This window comes from Pseudomonas sp. RC4D1 (genome assembly GCF_018390395.1).
Classification (GTDB): domain Bacteria; phylum Pseudomonadota; class Gammaproteobacteria; order Pseudomonadales; family Pseudomonadaceae; genus Aquipseudomonas; species Aquipseudomonas danubii.
The window spans coordinates 1,144,204-1,160,817 of sequence record NZ_JAHBAW010000002.1; the positions used below are offsets into that span (position 1 = coordinate 1,144,204).

The window sequence follows — 16,614 nt, forward strand, 5'->3', positions numbered from 1 at the left end:
CTTGCCCTGGCCCCGTCGAGCGCCGCGGCGATGATCGAGGTCCTGCTCTCGCCATCCGGCGTTATCACGCTGCTGGTCCTGCTGCTGGCGTCATGGCTGAACCAGGCCCGACTCTACCGACAACGGCACAGTCTTCGGCAGCAATCCGGGAGACTGGAACAATCAGTGGCGGCACTGGAAACCGGCAAGCGCCAAGCCGAAGAAGCCAACCGGTGCAAAATCCAGTTCCTGGGCTGCATGAGCCATGAAATCCGTACTCCGCTGAACGCCTTCATCGGCCTGCTGGAACTGATCCTGCAACGAACCAGGGACCATCCACAAAACCACGCCTCCCTGGAACTGGCCCTGGGCGCCGCCAGGGATTTGCGCGAGTTGCTCGGAGACCTGCTGGACATCAGCCGGCTTGAATCCGGCCACCTGCAACTGAACCCGACTTGGAGCAGCCTGCGGGGCAGCGTCGATGGGGTGATGGGGGTGTTCCAGGCGTTGGCCCGGCAGAAGAACCTGGACCTCAGCCTTGAGTTCAAGGCCCCTGAGCCAGAGCCCCTGGTGCTGATCGACACCCTGCGTTTCAAGCAGGTGCTGGCAAATCTGCTGAGCAATGCAATCAAGTTCACCCACCAGGGTGCGGTCCTGGTCAGATTGCAACTGCAACTTACGATGCATAAGGGGCACTACAAGCTGCTACTGCAGGTGCTGGACACCGGCATAGGCATTCCCCGGGAGGAGCGGCAACGGCTGTTGCAACCCTTTGCCCAGGTTGACCCGCACAGCCAGTCGCCACGGGACAGTACCGGTCTCGGGCTGCCCATCAGCCATCAGTTGTGCCAGCAGATGGGGGGCAAGCTGAGCCTGCACGGGCGCCGCGGCCCCGGCAGCGAAGTCCGGGTGGAGTTGCCCCTGGCCGGGCGGGAGGGGGCAGCCCGGGCCAGTCCGGCCCCTGTACCCCAGGCCAACCGCCTGCCTCTGGACATCCTGCTGGCGGACGACCACCGCGCCAGCCTGACACTGCTGCAGGAACAACTGGAGTACCTCGGGCACCGGGTCACCTGCGTGGGGGATGGAGTGCAGGCTTACGAGCAATGGCAGGAAGGCGATTTCGACTTGCTGATCGTCGATTGCAACATGCCCTTGATGAACGGCTATCAACTGGCCGAGACCATCCGTCGACATGAAGCGCTGCAGCAACGGCCGCCGGTGACACTCCTCGGTTGCAGCGCCAGCGACGATACCCAGACGATCCAGCGCTGCATGAATGCCGGCATGCACGACTGCCTGCTCAAACCCCTGGATCTGAACCTGCTGAGCCAGACACTGGAGACACTCAAGGCGCTGCCCAGGGCGGACAGTTTCAGCATATCGACCCTGCGCACCCTGACCCGCAACCAGCCACTGCTTGCCCTGCGCATGCTCAAGACGCTCCTGCAGTGCTGTCGCGAGGACCGCCTCGCCCTGGGACTGATTCCGGCCGGCGACTCCCAAGCGTTGGTAGCCTTGGCACACAAGATCAAGGGCTCGGCGAAAATGCTCGGCGCTACCTCTTTACTGGCCTGTTGCGAAGCCCTGGAGCGGGTCTGCCAGGACAATGCCGGGATCGAGGCCTGTAGCGCCGCAAGCAACGCCCTGGACCGGGCCCTGCTGCGCTTTACCCAATCCCTGCTGCAGCATCTGGACCAGCACCGGCAACGGACGCCGGCTGCCACCTGCCCCGCCGTGGCCCCGGAGGCTTCTTGGAACCTTGCTGATCACCGATGATCAAGCCTCTTGCCAGGCATATATCAAAAGGCCAGTATTTCAGCGCAGTAGTCCACCTCTATGGGGTCCGTGCCCATGGACTTCCCGACATCCTCAATCCCCAGGCAAAGCCAAGGCAGAGAATACCGGCCTTAACTATGCTTGGTTCCTGAGCTATGCCTGATGTGCCCTTGGAGAGAATTGGAATGCCGAGCACGCCTCAACCTACACAACGCCGCTTTCCTCTCCATATCCATATCAGCGTGATGTTCACCCTGCTGCTGCTCCTGACTGGCGTGGTGCTGGGCATCTACAACTACCAACAGACCACCCGCATCATCCTGGGCAGCAGTGAAAAACTCTTCCAGCGCATCGAACAGGATGTGCGCAGCGACCTGAAATCCACCTATGACCCCATACGCCACCTGCTCAGCCTGCTGGCGGACAACCCGGCGGCCCAGGCTTCAAACCTGGAACAGCGTCTGGCGCTGCTCAAGCCGTTCAGCCAGTCGTTGCAGGACAACCCGAACCTGGCCTCGCTGTACCTGGGATATGCCAATGGCGACTTCTTCATGGTGCGTCCGCTGCGCAACGCCGAAATCAAGGACAAGCGCCATGCCCCGCCGGACAGCGCCTACGAAATCTGGAGCATCGAGCGCAATGCCAGCAGCGGCCAGGTTCACTCACAGTCGCTGTTCTATGACGCCGGGTTGTCCCTGATCGACCGTCGGCACCACGCCGACGAGCGCTACGACCCGAGAACCCGTGACTGGTTCTCCAGCGCCCGGGGCGATGCCGACCAGATCACCACCCGGCCCTATGTGTTTTATTCCACCCTCAACGTCGGCACCACCCTGGCCCGGCGCAGCGGCAGAATGGCAGTGATCGGTGCCGATCTGACCCTCGAACAACTGTCATCGACCCTGGCCAAGAACCGGGTCACACCGGCCACCGAGGTGGCGCTGCTGGATGACCAGGGCAATGTCGTGGCCTACCCCGACAGCCACAAGCTGCTGCTGGAACAGCGCAGCGCGCGCCTGATCAAGGGCAATGACCTGAACCCGATGCTCGATGCCCTGTTGCAGGGGCAGACCGTTGACGGTCACTTGCAGGCCCTGGGACGCGACTGGATAGTCGCCAGCAGCCATATCGCCGAAGGCGGGCCCGGCGGACTGCGACTGGCATTGCTGGTGCCCGAGGACGAACTGCTGGTCGATGCCTACCGCCTGCGCTGGCAAGGGGCCTTGATCACGCTGACCACCCTGCTGCTGTGTCTGCCCCTGGGCTGGCTGATCTCACGCATTCTGGTGCGGCCACTGCACGCTCTGGTGCAGGAAGCGGACGCCATCCGCAGCTTCAATTTCGACTACCCGGTGTCGCGGCGCTCACCTGTGCTGGAGGTGGACCAACTGAGCCTGTCCATGGCCCGGATGAAAGATACCTTGGCCAGTTTTTTCGAGATCAACGCCAGCCTGTCCGCCGAAACCCGCTTCGATCCCCTGCTGCAACGGGTGCTGTTCGAGACCGTGAAGATCGCCCAGGCCCAGGCCGGGCTGATCTACCTCACGGAAAGCAAGGGTTCGCGCCTGCAACCCTATGGCCTGATCATCGATGGACAACTCCAGGACCTGCAGCGCTTCGATATCGCCACCAAAGACCTGACGGACCCGAGGCTCCCGGACTGGCTGCATCAATTGACCGACAACGACAACGTGGTCACTACCCTGGGCTTCGAACAGGCCGGCAGCCTGCAAAGCGTGCTGCTGGCCCTGGACAGTCCCAGCTCCCATCTGGTGGGCATCCGCTTGCGCAATCGGCACAACGAAACGGTGGGCATGCTCCTACTGTTTCTGGTGGACAGCGGCACCGAGGCAGACCTGGAAAAACTCAGCCCGGACCGTATCGCCTTTATCCAGGCGGTGTCCGCCACCGCCGCGCTGTGCATCGAGAGCCAGCGCCTGCAGAACAAGCAAAAGCATCTGCTGGACGCCTTTATCCAGTTGCTGGCCGGGGCCATCGATGCCAAGAGTCCCTACACCGGCGGCCACTGCCAGCGCGTGCCGGCCCTGACCCTGATGCTGGCCGAAGCCGCTGCCGCCAGCCAGGCCCCGAGGTTCGCCGCCTATCAACCCAGCGACGACGAGTGGGAAGCCTTGCATATCGCCGCCTGGCTGCATGACTGCGGCAAGGTCACGACCCCGGAATACGTGGTGGACAAAGCCACCAAGCTGGAAACCCTGAATGACCGGATTCATGAAATCCGCACCCGCTTCGAAGTGCTCAAGCGCGATGCCTGGATCGACTACTGGCGGGCCGTGGCCGAAGGGGCCGAGGCCACCGCCCAGGCCGCCGAGCGCGACGAGCGCCTGCGGGCCCTGGACGAGGATTTCGCTTTTGTCGCGCACTGCAATCTGGGGGCCGAGTTCATGGCCGAGGCCGACCAGCAGCGCCTGCAGATCATCGCCCAGCGCACCTGGAGCCGGACCCTGGACGATCGCCTGGGGGTTTCCTGGGAAGAGCTGCAGCGTCAGAACCGCACCCCGGCGCCCAGCCTGCCGGTGCAGGAGCATCTGCTGGCGGACAAGCCGGAACACCTGCTGGAGCGCAGCGCCGTGGAGATCATGACCGCGGACAATCCCTGGGGCTTCAAGCTCCAGGTGCCAGCCCACAAGTACAACCGTGGCGAGCTGTACAACCTGAGCATCCCCCGAGGCACGCTGACCGCCGAGGAGCGCTATGTGATCAATCACCACATCGTGCAGACCATCATCATGCTCAACCACCTGCCCTTTCCCAGCCACTTGCAGAACGTGGCGGAGATCGCCGGCGGCCATCACGAGAAAATGGACGGCAGCGGCTACCCCAAACAGCTCAAGCGTGAACAGATGAGCCTGCCGGCGCGGATGATGGCGATTGCCGATATCTTCGAGGCACTGACCGCGGCAGACCGCCCCTACAAGAAGGGCAAGACCCTCAGCGAAGCGCTGAACATCATGGCCATGATGTGCCGCGACGCCCACATCGATCCCGAATTGTTCGAGCTGTTTCTTCAGGAGCAGATCTATCAGCGCTACGCCGAGCGCTTCCTGGTGCCACAGCAGATCGATGCCGTGGATCGTGACGCTCTGTTGAAAAAGGCAGGGTTGACCGCCTGATGGCGGTCAGCAGTCACTCAGGCGCAGGAAGATCGCCGCCAGTTGTTCGATCCCGGCCTGGTCCGCCGGGCTGAAGCGGGCCAGTTTCGGGCTGTCCAGGTCGAGCACGCCGATCAAGCGGCCGTCCTTGACCAGGGGCACCACCAGCTCGCTGTTGGACGCGCTGTCACAGGCGATGTGTCCGGCAAAGGCATGCACATCCTCTACCCGTTGAGTCTGCAGGGTGGCCGCGGCAGTGCCGCATACGCCACGACCGAAGGGTATCCGCACGCAGGCGATCTGGCCCTGGAACGGGCCGAGCACCAATTCCTGGTTGCGATTGAGGTAGAAGCCGGCCCAGTTCAGGTCATCGAGCTGGCTGAACAGGAACGCCGAGAACTGCGCGGCATTGGCGATGAAGTCACGCTCATCGGCCAACAGCGACTCCAGCTGGGCACACAGCAGCCCGTAGCCATCCAGGCCTTGGCCGGCACTTTGCAAATCGATCATGCTTTTTGCTCCAACAACTGCAAGCCCACCCAATAGCGGGCAAATTGATAGGCACATCGGCCGTTGCGGTTGCCCCGGCCCGTGGCCCAGCGTACCGCCAGAATGTCCAGCTCTTCAGTGCGCTGCCAGCTCAAGCCGGCCTTGCGCGCCAGTTCGCCGATCCAGTGTTCCACCACATTGAGAAAGTGTTCCTGAGTGAAGGGATAGAACGAGAGCCACAGGCCGAAGCGGTCCGACAGGGCGATCTTGTCTTCCACCGCTTCGCTGGGGTGCAGTTCGCCGTCGACGCGCTTCCAGTTCTCGTTGTCACTTTCCTTTTCCGGCACCAGGTGCCGGCGGTTCGAGGTGGCGTACAACAGCACGTTTTCCGGAGCCTGCTCCAGGGAACCGTCGAGTACGCTCTTGAGCACCCGGTAGTCGCCCTCGCCGGCCTCGAACGACAGGTCGTCGCAGAACAGCACGAAACGCTGGGGCAGCTTGACCAGTTGCTCCACCACCCGTGGCAGGTCCGCCAGGTGATCACGCTCGATCTCGATCAACCGCAGGCCGCCCTTGGCGTGCTCGGCCAACAAGGCTCGCACCAGGGAGGATTTACCGGTGCCACGCGAGCCCCAGAGCAAGGCATGGTTGGCCGGCAGGCCGTCAAGAAACTGCTGGGTATTGCGCGCCAACTGCTCGCGCTGTTTGTCGACCCCGATCAGATCGCTCAGGCGCATATCCAGGCTGACTTCCAGGGGCAGCAGGAAGCCACTGCGGCCTTCACGCTGCCAGCGGGCTGCCAGGCAGTGATTCCAGTCGATGCTCTGACGCAAGGCAGGTAGCAGCGGTTCGATTCGGGCCAGGACGGCATCGGCACGTTCAAGAAATGCATTCAATCGGGCATCCACGACTTTTCCTCAGGCACGTTCAAGGTAATGATGCGTCACACAGACCAAACGCCGTCCTGATCAAAGGGTCTATTGCCTTATCAGCTGCTGCCAGGCCAGGCCGGCAACCAAAGATGATCAGCTATGCTTGCGCAGCGAAGGGAAACGAAAGTGGTTCAGCCCCCCATGGATATCAAGTTCACCAATCGCCTGTCCTATAAACAGGCCCGGCTCACCGTGCTGGTGGGTTTCATTCTGGGGACCGCGCTCAGTCTGCTGCAAATCGGCATCGATTATGCCAGCGAAGATGCCTCCATCAATCGTGAAATTCAGTCACTGCTGGAAATCAGTCACAACCCGGCCTCACGCATTGCCTACAACATCGACTCCGAACTGGCCCAGGAACTGACCCTGGGTCTGCTGCGTTCCCCGGCGATCATTCGTGCGCAGCTCATCGACAACAACAATACCCTGCTGGCCAACGTCGAACGGCCCGCGCAACAGAGCCCCTACCGGGCCCTCAGCGACTTCCTGTTCGGTGCCGACCGGCAGTTCGAAAATCGCCTGTACCTCAGCCACCTGCCCGAGGAGTCCCTCGGCACCCTGCACCTGGACGTCGACACCTATGCCTTCGGCAGCCGCTTCCTGCGCCGCGCCGAGGTCACCCTGATCAACGGCTTCGCCCGTAGCCTGATCCTCACCGGGATTCTCCTGGCACTGTTCTACGTGATGCTGACCAAGCCTTTGGTGGGGGTGATCCGCGAGCTCAGCAGCCGTGACCCGCGCAGCCCGCAACAGACCAAACTGGAGTTTCCCCACGGCCACGAGAACGATGAAGTCGGGGTATTGGTCAAGGTGGCCAACCAGCAATTCGAGATCATGGCCACCGAGATCCAGCAACGACGCAATGCCGAGAACCGCCTGACCGAATACCTCGGGCAGCTGGAAAACATGGTCTCGGCACGCACCACCGAGCTCAAGGCCAGCAACGCCCGGCTCAGCCAGTCCAACGAGGAGCTGGAGATCGCCCGGCGCACTGCCTTGGACATGGCCCAGGCCCGCGCCGCATTCCTGGCCAACATGAGCCACGAGATCCGCACCCCGCTCAACGGCCTGCTGGGGATGATCGCCCTGTCCCTGGACAGCCCGCTGACCCCCGAACAGCGCCAGCAACTGTCTATCGCCCACGACTCCGGCAAAGTCCTGGTGGAGCTGCTCAACGATATTCTCGACATGTCCAAGTTCGACGCCGGGCAGTTGGAGCTGGAGCGCATCCCGTTCGACCTCGGGGTGCTGGTGGAAGACACCGCCAACCTGTTGTCGCAGAACGCGGCAGCCAGCGTGGAACTGGCCTGCCTGATCGCCCCGGACTTTCCGGCCCTGGTGCTGGGGGACCCGATGCGGGTACGACAGATCGTCAGCAACCTGCTGTCCAATGCCCTCAAGTTCACCCGCTTCGGCCGCGTCGATGTACGCCTGAGCACCCAGGGCGACGGGGTGCGTATCGAAATCTGCGACACCGGGATCGGCATCGCCCAGGAAGCCCAGGTGCGGATCTTCCAGCCCTACACCCAGGCGGGCGCCGGTATCACCCGCCAATACGGCGGCACGGGGCTGGGCCTGGCCCTGGCCTACAACCTCTGCGAGGCCATGAACGGGCGCTTGAGCATCAGCTCGGAAGTGGGCTTCGGCAGTCAGTTCTGCGCCGATCTGCCGCTGCCCTGCCATACCCCGGCCATTGCGCCGCCGGCGCTGTCCGGCAAGATCATCGCCATCACCGACGCCGGCAGCGGCCTGGCTGAACTGCTGGGTTCCCTGCTGCCGACCTGGGGGCTCGACTACCAGCGTTACGACATCGAGGACTCGCTGGCCGGGCGTGACCCCGACCTGCTGATCACGGATTGCCCGGAATGCCTGTTCGGCCTGCGCCCGGCCATTACCGCGCCGATCCTGCTGGTGACCGCCTATGGCAGCTTCCTGCCCAGCGAAGAGGCCAGCGCCCTGGCGCCGCTGCAGCAACAGGCTCGCCCCTTGGCGCGCAATGCCTTGTATCAGACCCTGCGCCGCTCGTTGCTGGCGGAAACCATTACCCTCAATGACGCCCAGCTGGAAATGCCGGCGCAGATCCGCCGGGCAGACATTCTGCTGGTGGAAGACAACCCGGTGAATCAACTGGTGGCCAAAGGCATGCTCAGCAAGCTCGGGTGTGCCGTGACCGTGGCCGTCCATGGCGCCGAGGCCCTCAACCAGCTGGAGCACAACCGCTTCGACCTGGTGCTGATGGACTGCAACATGCCGGTCATGGACGGTTATGAAGCCAGCCGACAGATCCGCCGCAGTGGGCGCTGGCCGGACTTGCCGATCATTGCCCTGACCGCCAACGCCATGCCCGAGGAGCGCGAACGCTGCCGAGCGGCGGGCATGAGCGACTACCTGGCCAAGCCATTTCGCCGCGAGGAACTGATCGCCCTGCTGGATCTGTGGGTGCCCACTACGACAAGGCTCTGATCTGCTGCAGCAGGTGATCGAGGCCGTCGCGCAACTGGTCCAGGCTGTTGAGGTCAACGCCGCTCTCACACAATAGCGCCGCTTTGAGCGGCGGCACCTGATCGCGCAGCGCCAGACCCGTTTCACTCAAGCTCAGGTGCACTTCCCGCTCATCACGTCCTGAGCGTTGGCGCTGCACCAGTTGCAGTTGTTCAAGACGCTTGAGCAATGGGGTCAGGGTGCCGGAATCCAGGGACAGACGCTCCCCCAGCGCCTTCACCGTCGGCTGCGGCACAGGCACCGCCTGCCACTCCCACAGCACCAGCATCACCAGGTACTGCGGATAGGTCAGGCCCAGGCGGTCGAGCATCGGCTTGTAGCCACGAACCACCGCCCGCGAGGCAGCGTACAGCTTGAAACACAGCTGGGAATCGAGTTTCAGTGAATCCGCCGACAGGTCGTTCATTTGAGCAGGGCTTCAATCTCGCGGCCGAGGTCCTGGGGCTTGGTCGTCGGTGCGAAACGCTTGACCAGCTTGCCGTCCTGGCCAATCAGGAACTTGGTGAAATTCCATTTGATGCCCTGGGAACCCAGGACCCCAGGCGCACGCTTCTTCAACTGGACGAACAGCGGGTGAGCGGCGGCGCCATTGACTTCGATCTTCTTGAACAGCGGGAAGCTGACGCCGTAGTTCAGCTCGCAGAACTCGGAAATCGCCCCTTCGTCACCCGGCTCCTGCTGGCCGAACTGGTTGCACGGAAACCCCAGTACCACCAGGCCCTGGTCCTTGTAGGTCTGCCACAACTCCTCCAGTCCCTTGTACTGGGGCGTGAAGCCACATTTGCTGGCGGTGTTGACCACCAGCACGGCCTTGCCGGAGAAGTCCGCCAGGGTCTTCTGTTCACCCTTGATGGTGGTGCAGGGAATAGTCAGCAGCGAATCGGTCATGGCAGCAACTCCATTCAAGATAAGAGGCGGTAAAAATAGCGTTCAATTAAATTGCACGCAATTTAATTGAACAAAGGGCGACTCCAAAGAATCGCCCTGGTGCTTAGCGCGGAACCAGATCCAGGCAAACCGAATTGATGCAATAACGCAAGCCGGTGGGCGGCGGACCGTCCGGGAAAACATGGCCCAAGTGGGCATCGCATTTGGCACAGACCACTTCGGTCCGGATCATGCCGTGGCTCACGTCACGAATCTCGACCATGGCACTGTCGGCGATGGGTTCAAAGAAACTCGGCCAGCCGCACCCCGAGTCGAATTTGGCCTTGGAGTCGAACAATGGCTCATTGCAGCAGATGCAATGATAGACCCCATCGGTCTTGGTGCCGTTGTACTTGCCCGAGAAGGGCCGTTCGGTGCCTTTGAGCCGGCAGACGTTGTACTGCTCCGGATCGAGCATCGCCCGCCACTCTTCCAGGGTTTTTTCCAGCTTTTCCATGGTCCTTCCTCTGCAACGGAAAAAGCCCGATCTGTGTCTTTTCCACGGATCGGGCGGCACGTATGATTGCGCCTCGTCAGACGCCAGTCTGGCAGCCGCGTTACACCCATTCAAACGGATTTTGCCGCGCCGGTGCGGGCTACAGGCCGGTGTGACACGGCAGGATTCCCAGTACGGTAGTTCATCCTCCGCCTGGATCGTTCATTTTCGGGAACACATCGCCATGCAGGTCAGCAAATCGAACAAGCTCGCCAACGTCTGTTATGACATTCGCGGCCCAGTGCTCAAGCACGCCAAGCGTCTGGAAGAGGAAGGCCATCGCATCCTCAAGCTGAACATCGGCAACCCGGCGCCCTTTGGTTTCGAGGCGCCGGACGAGATTCTCCAGGACGTGATCCGCAACCTGCCCACCGCCCAGGGCTACAGCGATTCCAAGGGCCTGTTCAGTGCGCGCAAGGCGGTGATGCAGTACTACCAGCAGAAGCAGGTGGAAGGCATCGGCATTGAAGACATCTACCTGGGCAACGGTGTTTCCGAACTGATCGTGATGGCCATGCAGGCCCTGCTCAACAATGGCGACGAAGTGCTGGTACCGGCGCCGGACTACCCGCTGTGGACCGCCGCGGTGAGCCTGGCCGGCGGCAACCCGGTGCACTACCTGTGCGACGAGCAGGCCAACTGGTGGCCGGACCTGGCCGACATCAAGGCCAAGATCACCCCGAACACCAAAGCACTGGTGATCATCAACCCGAACAACCCCACCGGCGCCGTGTACCCCAAGGAGGTGCTGCTGGGCATGCTGGAGCTGGCCCGCCAGCACAACCTGGTGGTGTTCTCGGACGAGATCTACGACAAGATCCTCTACGATGACGCCGTGCACATCTGCACCGCTTCCCTGGCGCCAGACCTGCTGTGCCTGACCTTCAACGGCCTGTCCAAGTCCTATCGGGTGGCGGGCTTCCGTTCCGGCTGGGTAGCCATTTCCGGTCCCAAGCAGCATGCCCTGAGCTATATCGAAGGCATCGACATGCTGGCCAACATGCGCCTGTGCGCCAACGTGCCCAGCCAGCACGCGATCCAGACCGCCCTGGGCGGCTACCAGAGCATCAATGACCTGGTGCTGCCGCCCGGCCGCCTGCTGGAACAGCGCAACCGTACCTGGGAGCTGCTCAACGACATTCCCGGGGTCAGCTGCGTGAAACCCATGGGCGCGCTGTATGCCTTCCCCCGGATCGACCCGAAAGTCTGCCCGATCCATAACGATGAGAAGTTCGTTCTCGACCTGCTGCTTTCGGAAAAACTCCTAGTGGTCCAGGGCACCGCCTTCAACTGGCCTTGGCCGGATCACTTCCGCGTGGTCACCCTGCCGCGGGTCGATGACCTGGAACAGGCCATTGGGCGGATCGGAAGTTTCCTCAAGTCCTACCGCCAGTAATCCGAATCACGCAGTGCGATCCTTACCCGGTCGCACTGCGATTAATTCAGCAACACATCTTCGCTGCCCTGCACCACGCCCCTTCTATAAGCTTGCACTTTCCGTCCGGCCCATTGTCACAAATCCTGCACCGCAGCCGGTTGATTGCCCCATCCGACAATCGCCCGCGCCGCGTCCATGCAAGCGTCTAACCCCGGGGCTAGACGACACAGTTTGAAATAGAAGCCGTATTGAATAGGCCGTTGCCGCACCTTATATACCCCGCAGTACGCTACATCTTTAGCTTGAGGAGATTTCTACAACCATGATGCGAATCCTGCTGTTTTTGGCCACTAACCTTGCGGTCGTGCTGATTGCCAGCATCACCCTGAGCCTTTTCGGCTTCAACGGGTTCATGGCGGCCAATGGGGTTGATCTCAACCTCAATCAGCTGCTGATTTTCTGTGCCGTCTTTGGTTTTGCCGGTTCGCTGTTCTCGCTGTTCATCTCCAAGTGGATGGCGAAGATGAGCACCAGCACGCAGATCATCACTCAACCGCGCACCCGCCATGAGCAATGGTTGTTGCAAACCGTTGAGCAACTGTCCCGCGAAGCCGGGATCAAGATGCCCGAAGTGGGTATTTTCCCGGCCTACGAGGCCAACGCCTTCGCCACCGGCTGGAACAAGAACGACGCTCTGGTGGCAGTCAGCCAGGGCCTGCTGGAACGCTTCTCGCCCGATGAAGTGAAAGCCGTACTGGCCCACGAGATCGGTCACGTTGCCAACGGCGACATGGTGACCCTGGCGCTGATCCAGGGCGTGGTGAACACCTTCGTGATGTTCTTCGCGCGGATCATCGGCAACTTCGTCGACAAGGTGATCTTCAAGAACGAAGAAGGCCAGGGCGTTGCCTACTACGTGGCGACCATCTTCGCCGAGCTGGTCCTGGGCTTTCTCGCCAGCGCCATCGTCATGTGGTTCTCGCGCAAGCGTGAATACCGTGCCGACGAAGCCGGTGCCCGCCTGGCCGGCACCAACGCCATGATCGGTGCCCTGCAGCGACTGCGTTCGGAACAGGGCCTGCCGGTGCATATGCCCGACACCCTGAACGCCTTCGGCATCAATGGCGGCATCAAACAGGGTCTGGCTCGCATGTTCATGAGCCACCCGCCGCTGGAAGAGCGTATCGACGCCCTGCGTCGTCGCGGCTGATCAGCCAACCGGAAACACCCAAAAGGGCGACGCAAGTCGCCCTTTTGCATGCTGCGGGAAAACACCTGTCAGCGTCCGCCCTGCTTTTCCAGACGATAGACTCGCTCCACCAGCCGCGTGACTCCATTCTGGAGAAACTTCCAGCTCTCCCCCAGAATGTCACGCTCAACCTCTACCTCCAGCTGCCAGGCACTCCCCAGTCGCTCACGGACTTCATCGTCGAGCACCGCAAATGGCGGACCGTCCAGCTGAGACTGATCGTAATCCATGGCAATCAACAGCCCCTTGCTGCCCGCGGGCAACAGACTATTGAGGTGCGTGGCGTAGCGCTGACGCATTTCGGGGGGCAAGGCGATCATCGCGGCACGGTCGTACAGTGCAGTACAACCCGCAACGTCCTCGACAGTCAGGGCAAAGAAGTCACCGCACCAGAGCTGGATCGGACCATGGGCATAGACCTTGAAACCACCTCGCTGGCTGAGCTGGGGTTCTAGATTGTGCTCGCGAAAGAAGTCTTCAACGGCCTTCTCCGCCAACTCGATGCCCAGCACCTGAAAACCCTGGTTGGCAAGCCAGATCAAGTCCAGGCTCTTGCCGCACAGAGGCACTAGCACCCGCGCGTCCGTGGGTAAGCCCAAACCCGGCCAGTACCGTTGCAGGTAGGGGTTGACCTCTGCCAGGTGAAAACCGATCTGATCCTGCTCCCAGCGTTTTTGCCAAAAGTCCGCGTGCATGAGAAGCCCTTAAAATTCGATCAAATAGCCCTAAAACTTATATTAGATTTAGATCAATGATCTGATTGAAGATGGCGCATCTTAACCTTCAGGACCTTCTCATGCTCCCCAGCCTGTTTATCTCCCACGGTTCTCCCATGCTTGCCCTGGAGCCCGGTGCCAGCGGTCCTGCCCTGGCCAACCTGGCGGCACAGCTGCCACGCCCCAAGGCGATCCTGGTGGTTTCAGCCCATTGGGAAAGCCAGGATCTGCGGGTCAGCTCCCACCCTCATCCGGAAACCTGGCATGACTTCGGCGGCTTTCCTGCCGCACTGTTTGCCGTGCAATACCCGGCTCCCGGCGATCCTGAACTGGCAGCGCAAGTGGTGGAGTTGCTCAAGGCCGACGGCCTGCCGGCGCAGTTGGACAACCAGCGGCCTTTCGACCACGGCGCCTGGGTGCCACTGTCGCTGATGTATCCACAAGCAGACATCCCGGTGATCCAGTTGTCACTGCCCAGTCACCAGGGCCCCGCCCTGCAGACCCGCATCGGTCATGCCTTGGCGAACCTGAGGAAACAAGGCGTGCTGCTGATCGGTTCCGGCAGCATTACCCACAACCTGCGGGAACTGGACTGGCACGCCGGGCCGGAAAGCGTCGAGCCCTGGGCCAAGGCCTTTCGTGACTGGATGATCGAAAAACTGGCGGCCGACGACGAAGCAGCCCTGCATGACTATCGGCAGCAAGCACCGAATGCCGTGCGCAGCCATCCCAGCGATGAACACCTGCTACCGCTGTACTTCGCCCGGGGTGCCGGTGGCGAATTCAGCGTGGCCCACCAGGGCTTCACCCTGGGCGCCCTGGGCATGGACATCTACCGCTTTGGCTGACGCCTCAACGGCAAGACTGCTACACAACCCCGCAGGAACCGGCTTGCCGGCGAACAATCCCGACCCAAACTCCAGGCAAAAAAAATCCCCGAACCAGTCGGGGATTTTTTATGCCTGATCAATCAGCCCGAGGGCGGATCAATCTTCGCGGTAGCGACGCAGCTTCAGCTGCTTGCCGGCAACGCGAGTGTCCTTGAGCTTGGTCAGCAGACGGTCGAGACCGTCTTCCGGCAGCTCGACCAGACTGAAGCTGTCACGCACCTGGATGCGACCGATGGCTTCACGGGCCAGGCCGCCTTCGTTGAGGATCGCGCCCAAGAGGTTCTTGGCAGCGATACCGTCACGGGCACCCAGAGCGGTACGGCAGCGAGCACGGCCTTCGCCCAGAGGCATTGGCGCGCGACGCTCACGGTCACCACGATCAGGACGATCGCCGGAACGCTCAGGACGATCACCACGTGGCGCGCTGTTGGGCACCAGTGGACGCTCTTTCTCGATGGCTGCCAGGTTCAGCGCTTGACCGTTGGTGGCCTTGCGCAGCAGGGCCGCGGCCAGGGCGCGCGGGCTGCAACCGATATCGGCAGTCAGGCGATCCAGCAGCTCACCGTGGGTGGCTTCAGCATCAGCTACCAGCGGCGACAGGCTGTTGGTCAGCTTCTTGATGCGCGCATCAAGAACAGCTTGGGCGTCCGGCAGGCGAACTTCGGCAACCTTCTGACCGGTCACACGCTCGATCACTTGCAGCATGCGGCGCTCACGCGGAGTCACCAGCAGCAGCGCACGACCTTCGCGACCGGCGCGGCCGGTACGGCCGATACGGTGCACGTAGGATTCCGGATCGTACGGCATATCCACGTTGAATACGTGGGTGATACGCGGTACGTCCAGACCACGAGCGGCGACGTCGGTGGCCACAACGATGTCCAGACGGCCATCCTTGAGGGAGTCGATCACGCGCTCACGCTGGTTCTGGGCGATGTCACCGTTCAGCGCAGCGGCTTTGTAGCCTTTGGCTTCCAGGGCACTGGCCAGGTCCAGGGTCGCTTGCTTGGTGCGCACGAACATGATCAGGGCGTCGAAATCTTCAACTTCCAGCAGGCTCAGAACAGCAGAGGTCTTCTGGTCAGCGTGAACCAGCAGGTGAGCCTGCTCGATCGCGGTGACGGTCTGGGTCTTGCTCTGGATCTTGACGTGTTTCGGGTCCTTCAGGTGACGCTCGGCAATGGCCCGGATCGACTGCGGCAGGGTAGCCGAGAACAGTACGGTCTGGCGGGACTCAGGCATGGCCTTGAAGATGACTTCCAGGTCATCCATGAAGCCCAGCTTGAGCATTTCGTCGGCTTCGTCGAGAACCAGGTGGTTCACGGTGGCCAACACTTTTTCGTCGCGACGCAGGTGGTCGCACAGACGGCCCGGAGTGGCGACAACGATCTGTGCGCCATTACGGATTGCTTTCAGTTGTGGGCCCATCGGCGCACCGCCGTAGACGGCCACAACAGTCACGCCCGGCATTTGCTTGGCGTAGGTTTCGAAAGCGGTTGCAACTTGCAGCGCCAACTCACGGGTTGGGGCCAGGATCAGAGCTTGCGGCTCGCGCTTGGACGGATCAATGCGGTGCAGGATAGGCAGGGCAAAGGCAGCGGTTTTACCGGTACCGGTTTGCGCCTGACCAATCATATCGTGACCGGCAAGGATGATCGGGATCGACTGCTGCTGAATAGCCGAAGGCTCTTCATAGCCGGTAGCGACTACTGCAGCGACAATATTGGGATGAAGTTCAAGAGCGGCGAAGCCGCCGATTTCCTGGGTCATGGGTCTGCCTCTAAGTGCATCCGCAAAGACCCATGCTCCAAAGCTGCGCATGCCGTGTAAGACTCAAGAGTCACCCTGGCAGCTTTGTCGGCGGGGATTTGCGAAAACGATTGGATGAATGGATCGTCAAGGATAGTCCGCGCAGCGGACAAGCAGCCGAAGCTGACTTCGGGGAATTGCATTACCTAAACGTGGCCCGGCTAAAGGCCGGCGCGCACTATACCGGAATTACTCAAAAAAGGGAGTTTTTTTTATCGGAAAAATCCGCTGAACGCCCGATGGTCACGGGCTTTGCGCAGACTCGAAGGGCGCGCTATTTTGCTTGAGCCCGCCGTTGTTGGTCGCCACCGCTAAAACGATTCACCCTGGTGCTTGAAAGCCGTCTTGCCCATTCCCT

14 protein-coding genes are annotated in these 16,614 nt (G+C 61.6%); 7 read left to right on the forward strand and 7 right to left on the reverse strand.

What is annotated here, in order from left to right; all coding sequences use genetic code 11:
* Positions 1–30: 30 nt before the first annotated feature.
* Together KHO49_RS20730 and KHO49_RS20735 are read left to right on the forward strand one after the other, a co-directional pair.
* Entirely contained in the window at positions 31–1,755 is a 1,725-nt protein-coding gene (locus KHO49_RS20730) for a response regulator (RefSeq protein ID WP_213665761.1), read from the forward strand.
* Between the two features lie 185 nt (positions 1,756–1,940).
* Complete coding sequence (locus KHO49_RS20735) at positions 1,941–4,889, forward strand: HD domain-containing phosphohydrolase (RefSeq protein ID WP_213665762.1); 2,949 nt, start codon at positions 1,941–1,943, stop codon at positions 4,887–4,889.
* 6 nt (positions 4,890–4,895) lie between these two features.
* On the opposite strand, the gene msrC is transcribed toward KHO49_RS20735, so the two are convergent.
* Positions 4,896–5,378 carry a free L-methionine (R)-S-oxide reductase MsrC gene (msrC, locus tag KHO49_RS20740; RefSeq protein WP_016965076.1) on the reverse strand — a complete coding sequence of 161 codons (483 nt, stop codon included), beginning with the start codon at positions 5,376–5,378 and terminating at the stop codon, positions 4,896–4,898.
* Complete coding sequence (locus tag KHO49_RS20745; RefSeq protein WP_213665763.1) at positions 5,375–6,265, reverse strand: ATP-binding protein; 891 nt, start codon at positions 6,263–6,265, stop codon at positions 5,375–5,377. Before KHO49_RS20745 ends, msrC begins: the two co-directional genes overlap by 4 nt.
* Before the next feature lie 165 nt (positions 6,266–6,430).
* Here KHO49_RS20745 and KHO49_RS20750 point away from each other — a divergent pair, with 165 nt between their 5' ends.
* Entirely contained in the window at positions 6,431–8,752 is a 2,322-nt protein-coding gene (locus KHO49_RS20750; RefSeq protein ID WP_213665764.1) for a hybrid sensor histidine kinase/response regulator, read from the forward strand.
* Here the strand turns inward: KHO49_RS20750 and KHO49_RS20755 are convergent.
* From KHO49_RS20755 to msrB, 3 genes are all read right to left on the reverse strand, one after another.
* The gene (locus KHO49_RS20755) at positions 8,736–9,197 is read right to left on the reverse strand and encodes a MarR family winged helix-turn-helix transcriptional regulator (RefSeq protein WP_102860911.1); all 462 of its coding nucleotides are present in this window, start codon (positions 9,195–9,197) and stop codon (positions 8,736–8,738) included. The genes KHO49_RS20750 and KHO49_RS20755 overlap by 17 nt on opposite strands.
* The gene (locus tag KHO49_RS20760; RefSeq protein ID WP_110594560.1) at positions 9,194–9,679 is read right to left on the reverse strand and encodes a glutathione peroxidase; all 486 of its coding nucleotides are present in this window, start codon (positions 9,677–9,679) and stop codon (positions 9,194–9,196) included. Before KHO49_RS20760 ends, KHO49_RS20755 begins: the two co-directional genes overlap by 4 nt.
* A 103-nt stretch (positions 9,680–9,782) precedes the next feature.
* Positions 9,783–10,175, reverse strand: a complete 393-nt coding sequence (gene msrB / locus KHO49_RS20765) for a peptide-methionine (R)-S-oxide reductase MsrB (protein WP_102880431.1) — start codon at positions 10,173–10,175, stop codon at positions 9,783–9,785.
* A gap of 223 nt (positions 10,176–10,398) precedes the next feature.
* On the opposite strand from msrB, the gene KHO49_RS20770 reads away from it, so the two are divergent.
* Together KHO49_RS20770 and htpX are read left to right on the forward strand one after the other, a co-directional pair.
* Positions 10,399–11,610 (forward strand): pyridoxal phosphate-dependent aminotransferase, encoded by a 1,212-nt coding sequence (locus tag KHO49_RS20770; protein WP_016965070.1) that lies wholly within the window; start codon positions 10,399–10,401, stop codon positions 11,608–11,610.
* Positions 11,611–11,914: 304 nt separating this feature from the next.
* Entirely contained in the window at positions 11,915–12,802 is an 888-nt protein-coding gene (gene htpX, locus KHO49_RS20775) for a protease HtpX (protein ID WP_102880432.1), read from the forward strand.
* A gap of 68 nt (positions 12,803–12,870) precedes the next feature.
* Here the strand turns inward: htpX and KHO49_RS20780 are convergent, their stop codons facing one another.
* Complete coding sequence (locus tag KHO49_RS20780; RefSeq protein WP_110653133.1) at positions 12,871–13,536, reverse strand: thiopurine S-methyltransferase; 666 nt, start codon at positions 13,534–13,536, stop codon at positions 12,871–12,873.
* A gap of 101 nt (positions 13,537–13,637) precedes the next feature.
* On the opposite strand from KHO49_RS20780, the gene KHO49_RS20785 reads away from it, so the two are divergent.
* Positions 13,638–14,405, forward strand: a complete 768-nt coding sequence (locus tag KHO49_RS20785; protein ID WP_102880434.1) for a DODA-type extradiol aromatic ring-opening family dioxygenase — start codon at positions 13,638–13,640, stop codon at positions 14,403–14,405.
* A 138-nt stretch (positions 14,406–14,543) separates the two neighbouring features.
* Here KHO49_RS20785 and KHO49_RS20790 read toward each other — a convergent pair whose 3' ends face one another.
* Positions 14,544–16,217, reverse strand: a complete 1,674-nt coding sequence (locus KHO49_RS20790; RefSeq protein WP_016968524.1) for a DEAD/DEAH box helicase — start codon at positions 16,215–16,217, stop codon at positions 14,544–14,546.
* Positions 16,218–16,327: 110 nt separating this feature from the next.
* Between KHO49_RS20790 and KHO49_RS20795 the strand changes: the two genes are divergently transcribed.
* Positions 16,328–16,543 carry a hypothetical protein gene (locus tag KHO49_RS20795; RefSeq protein ID WP_162884077.1) on the forward strand — a complete coding sequence of 72 codons (216 nt, stop codon included), beginning with the start codon at positions 16,328–16,330 and terminating at the stop codon, positions 16,541–16,543.
* The last annotated feature ends 71 nt before the right edge of the window (positions 16,544–16,614 follow it).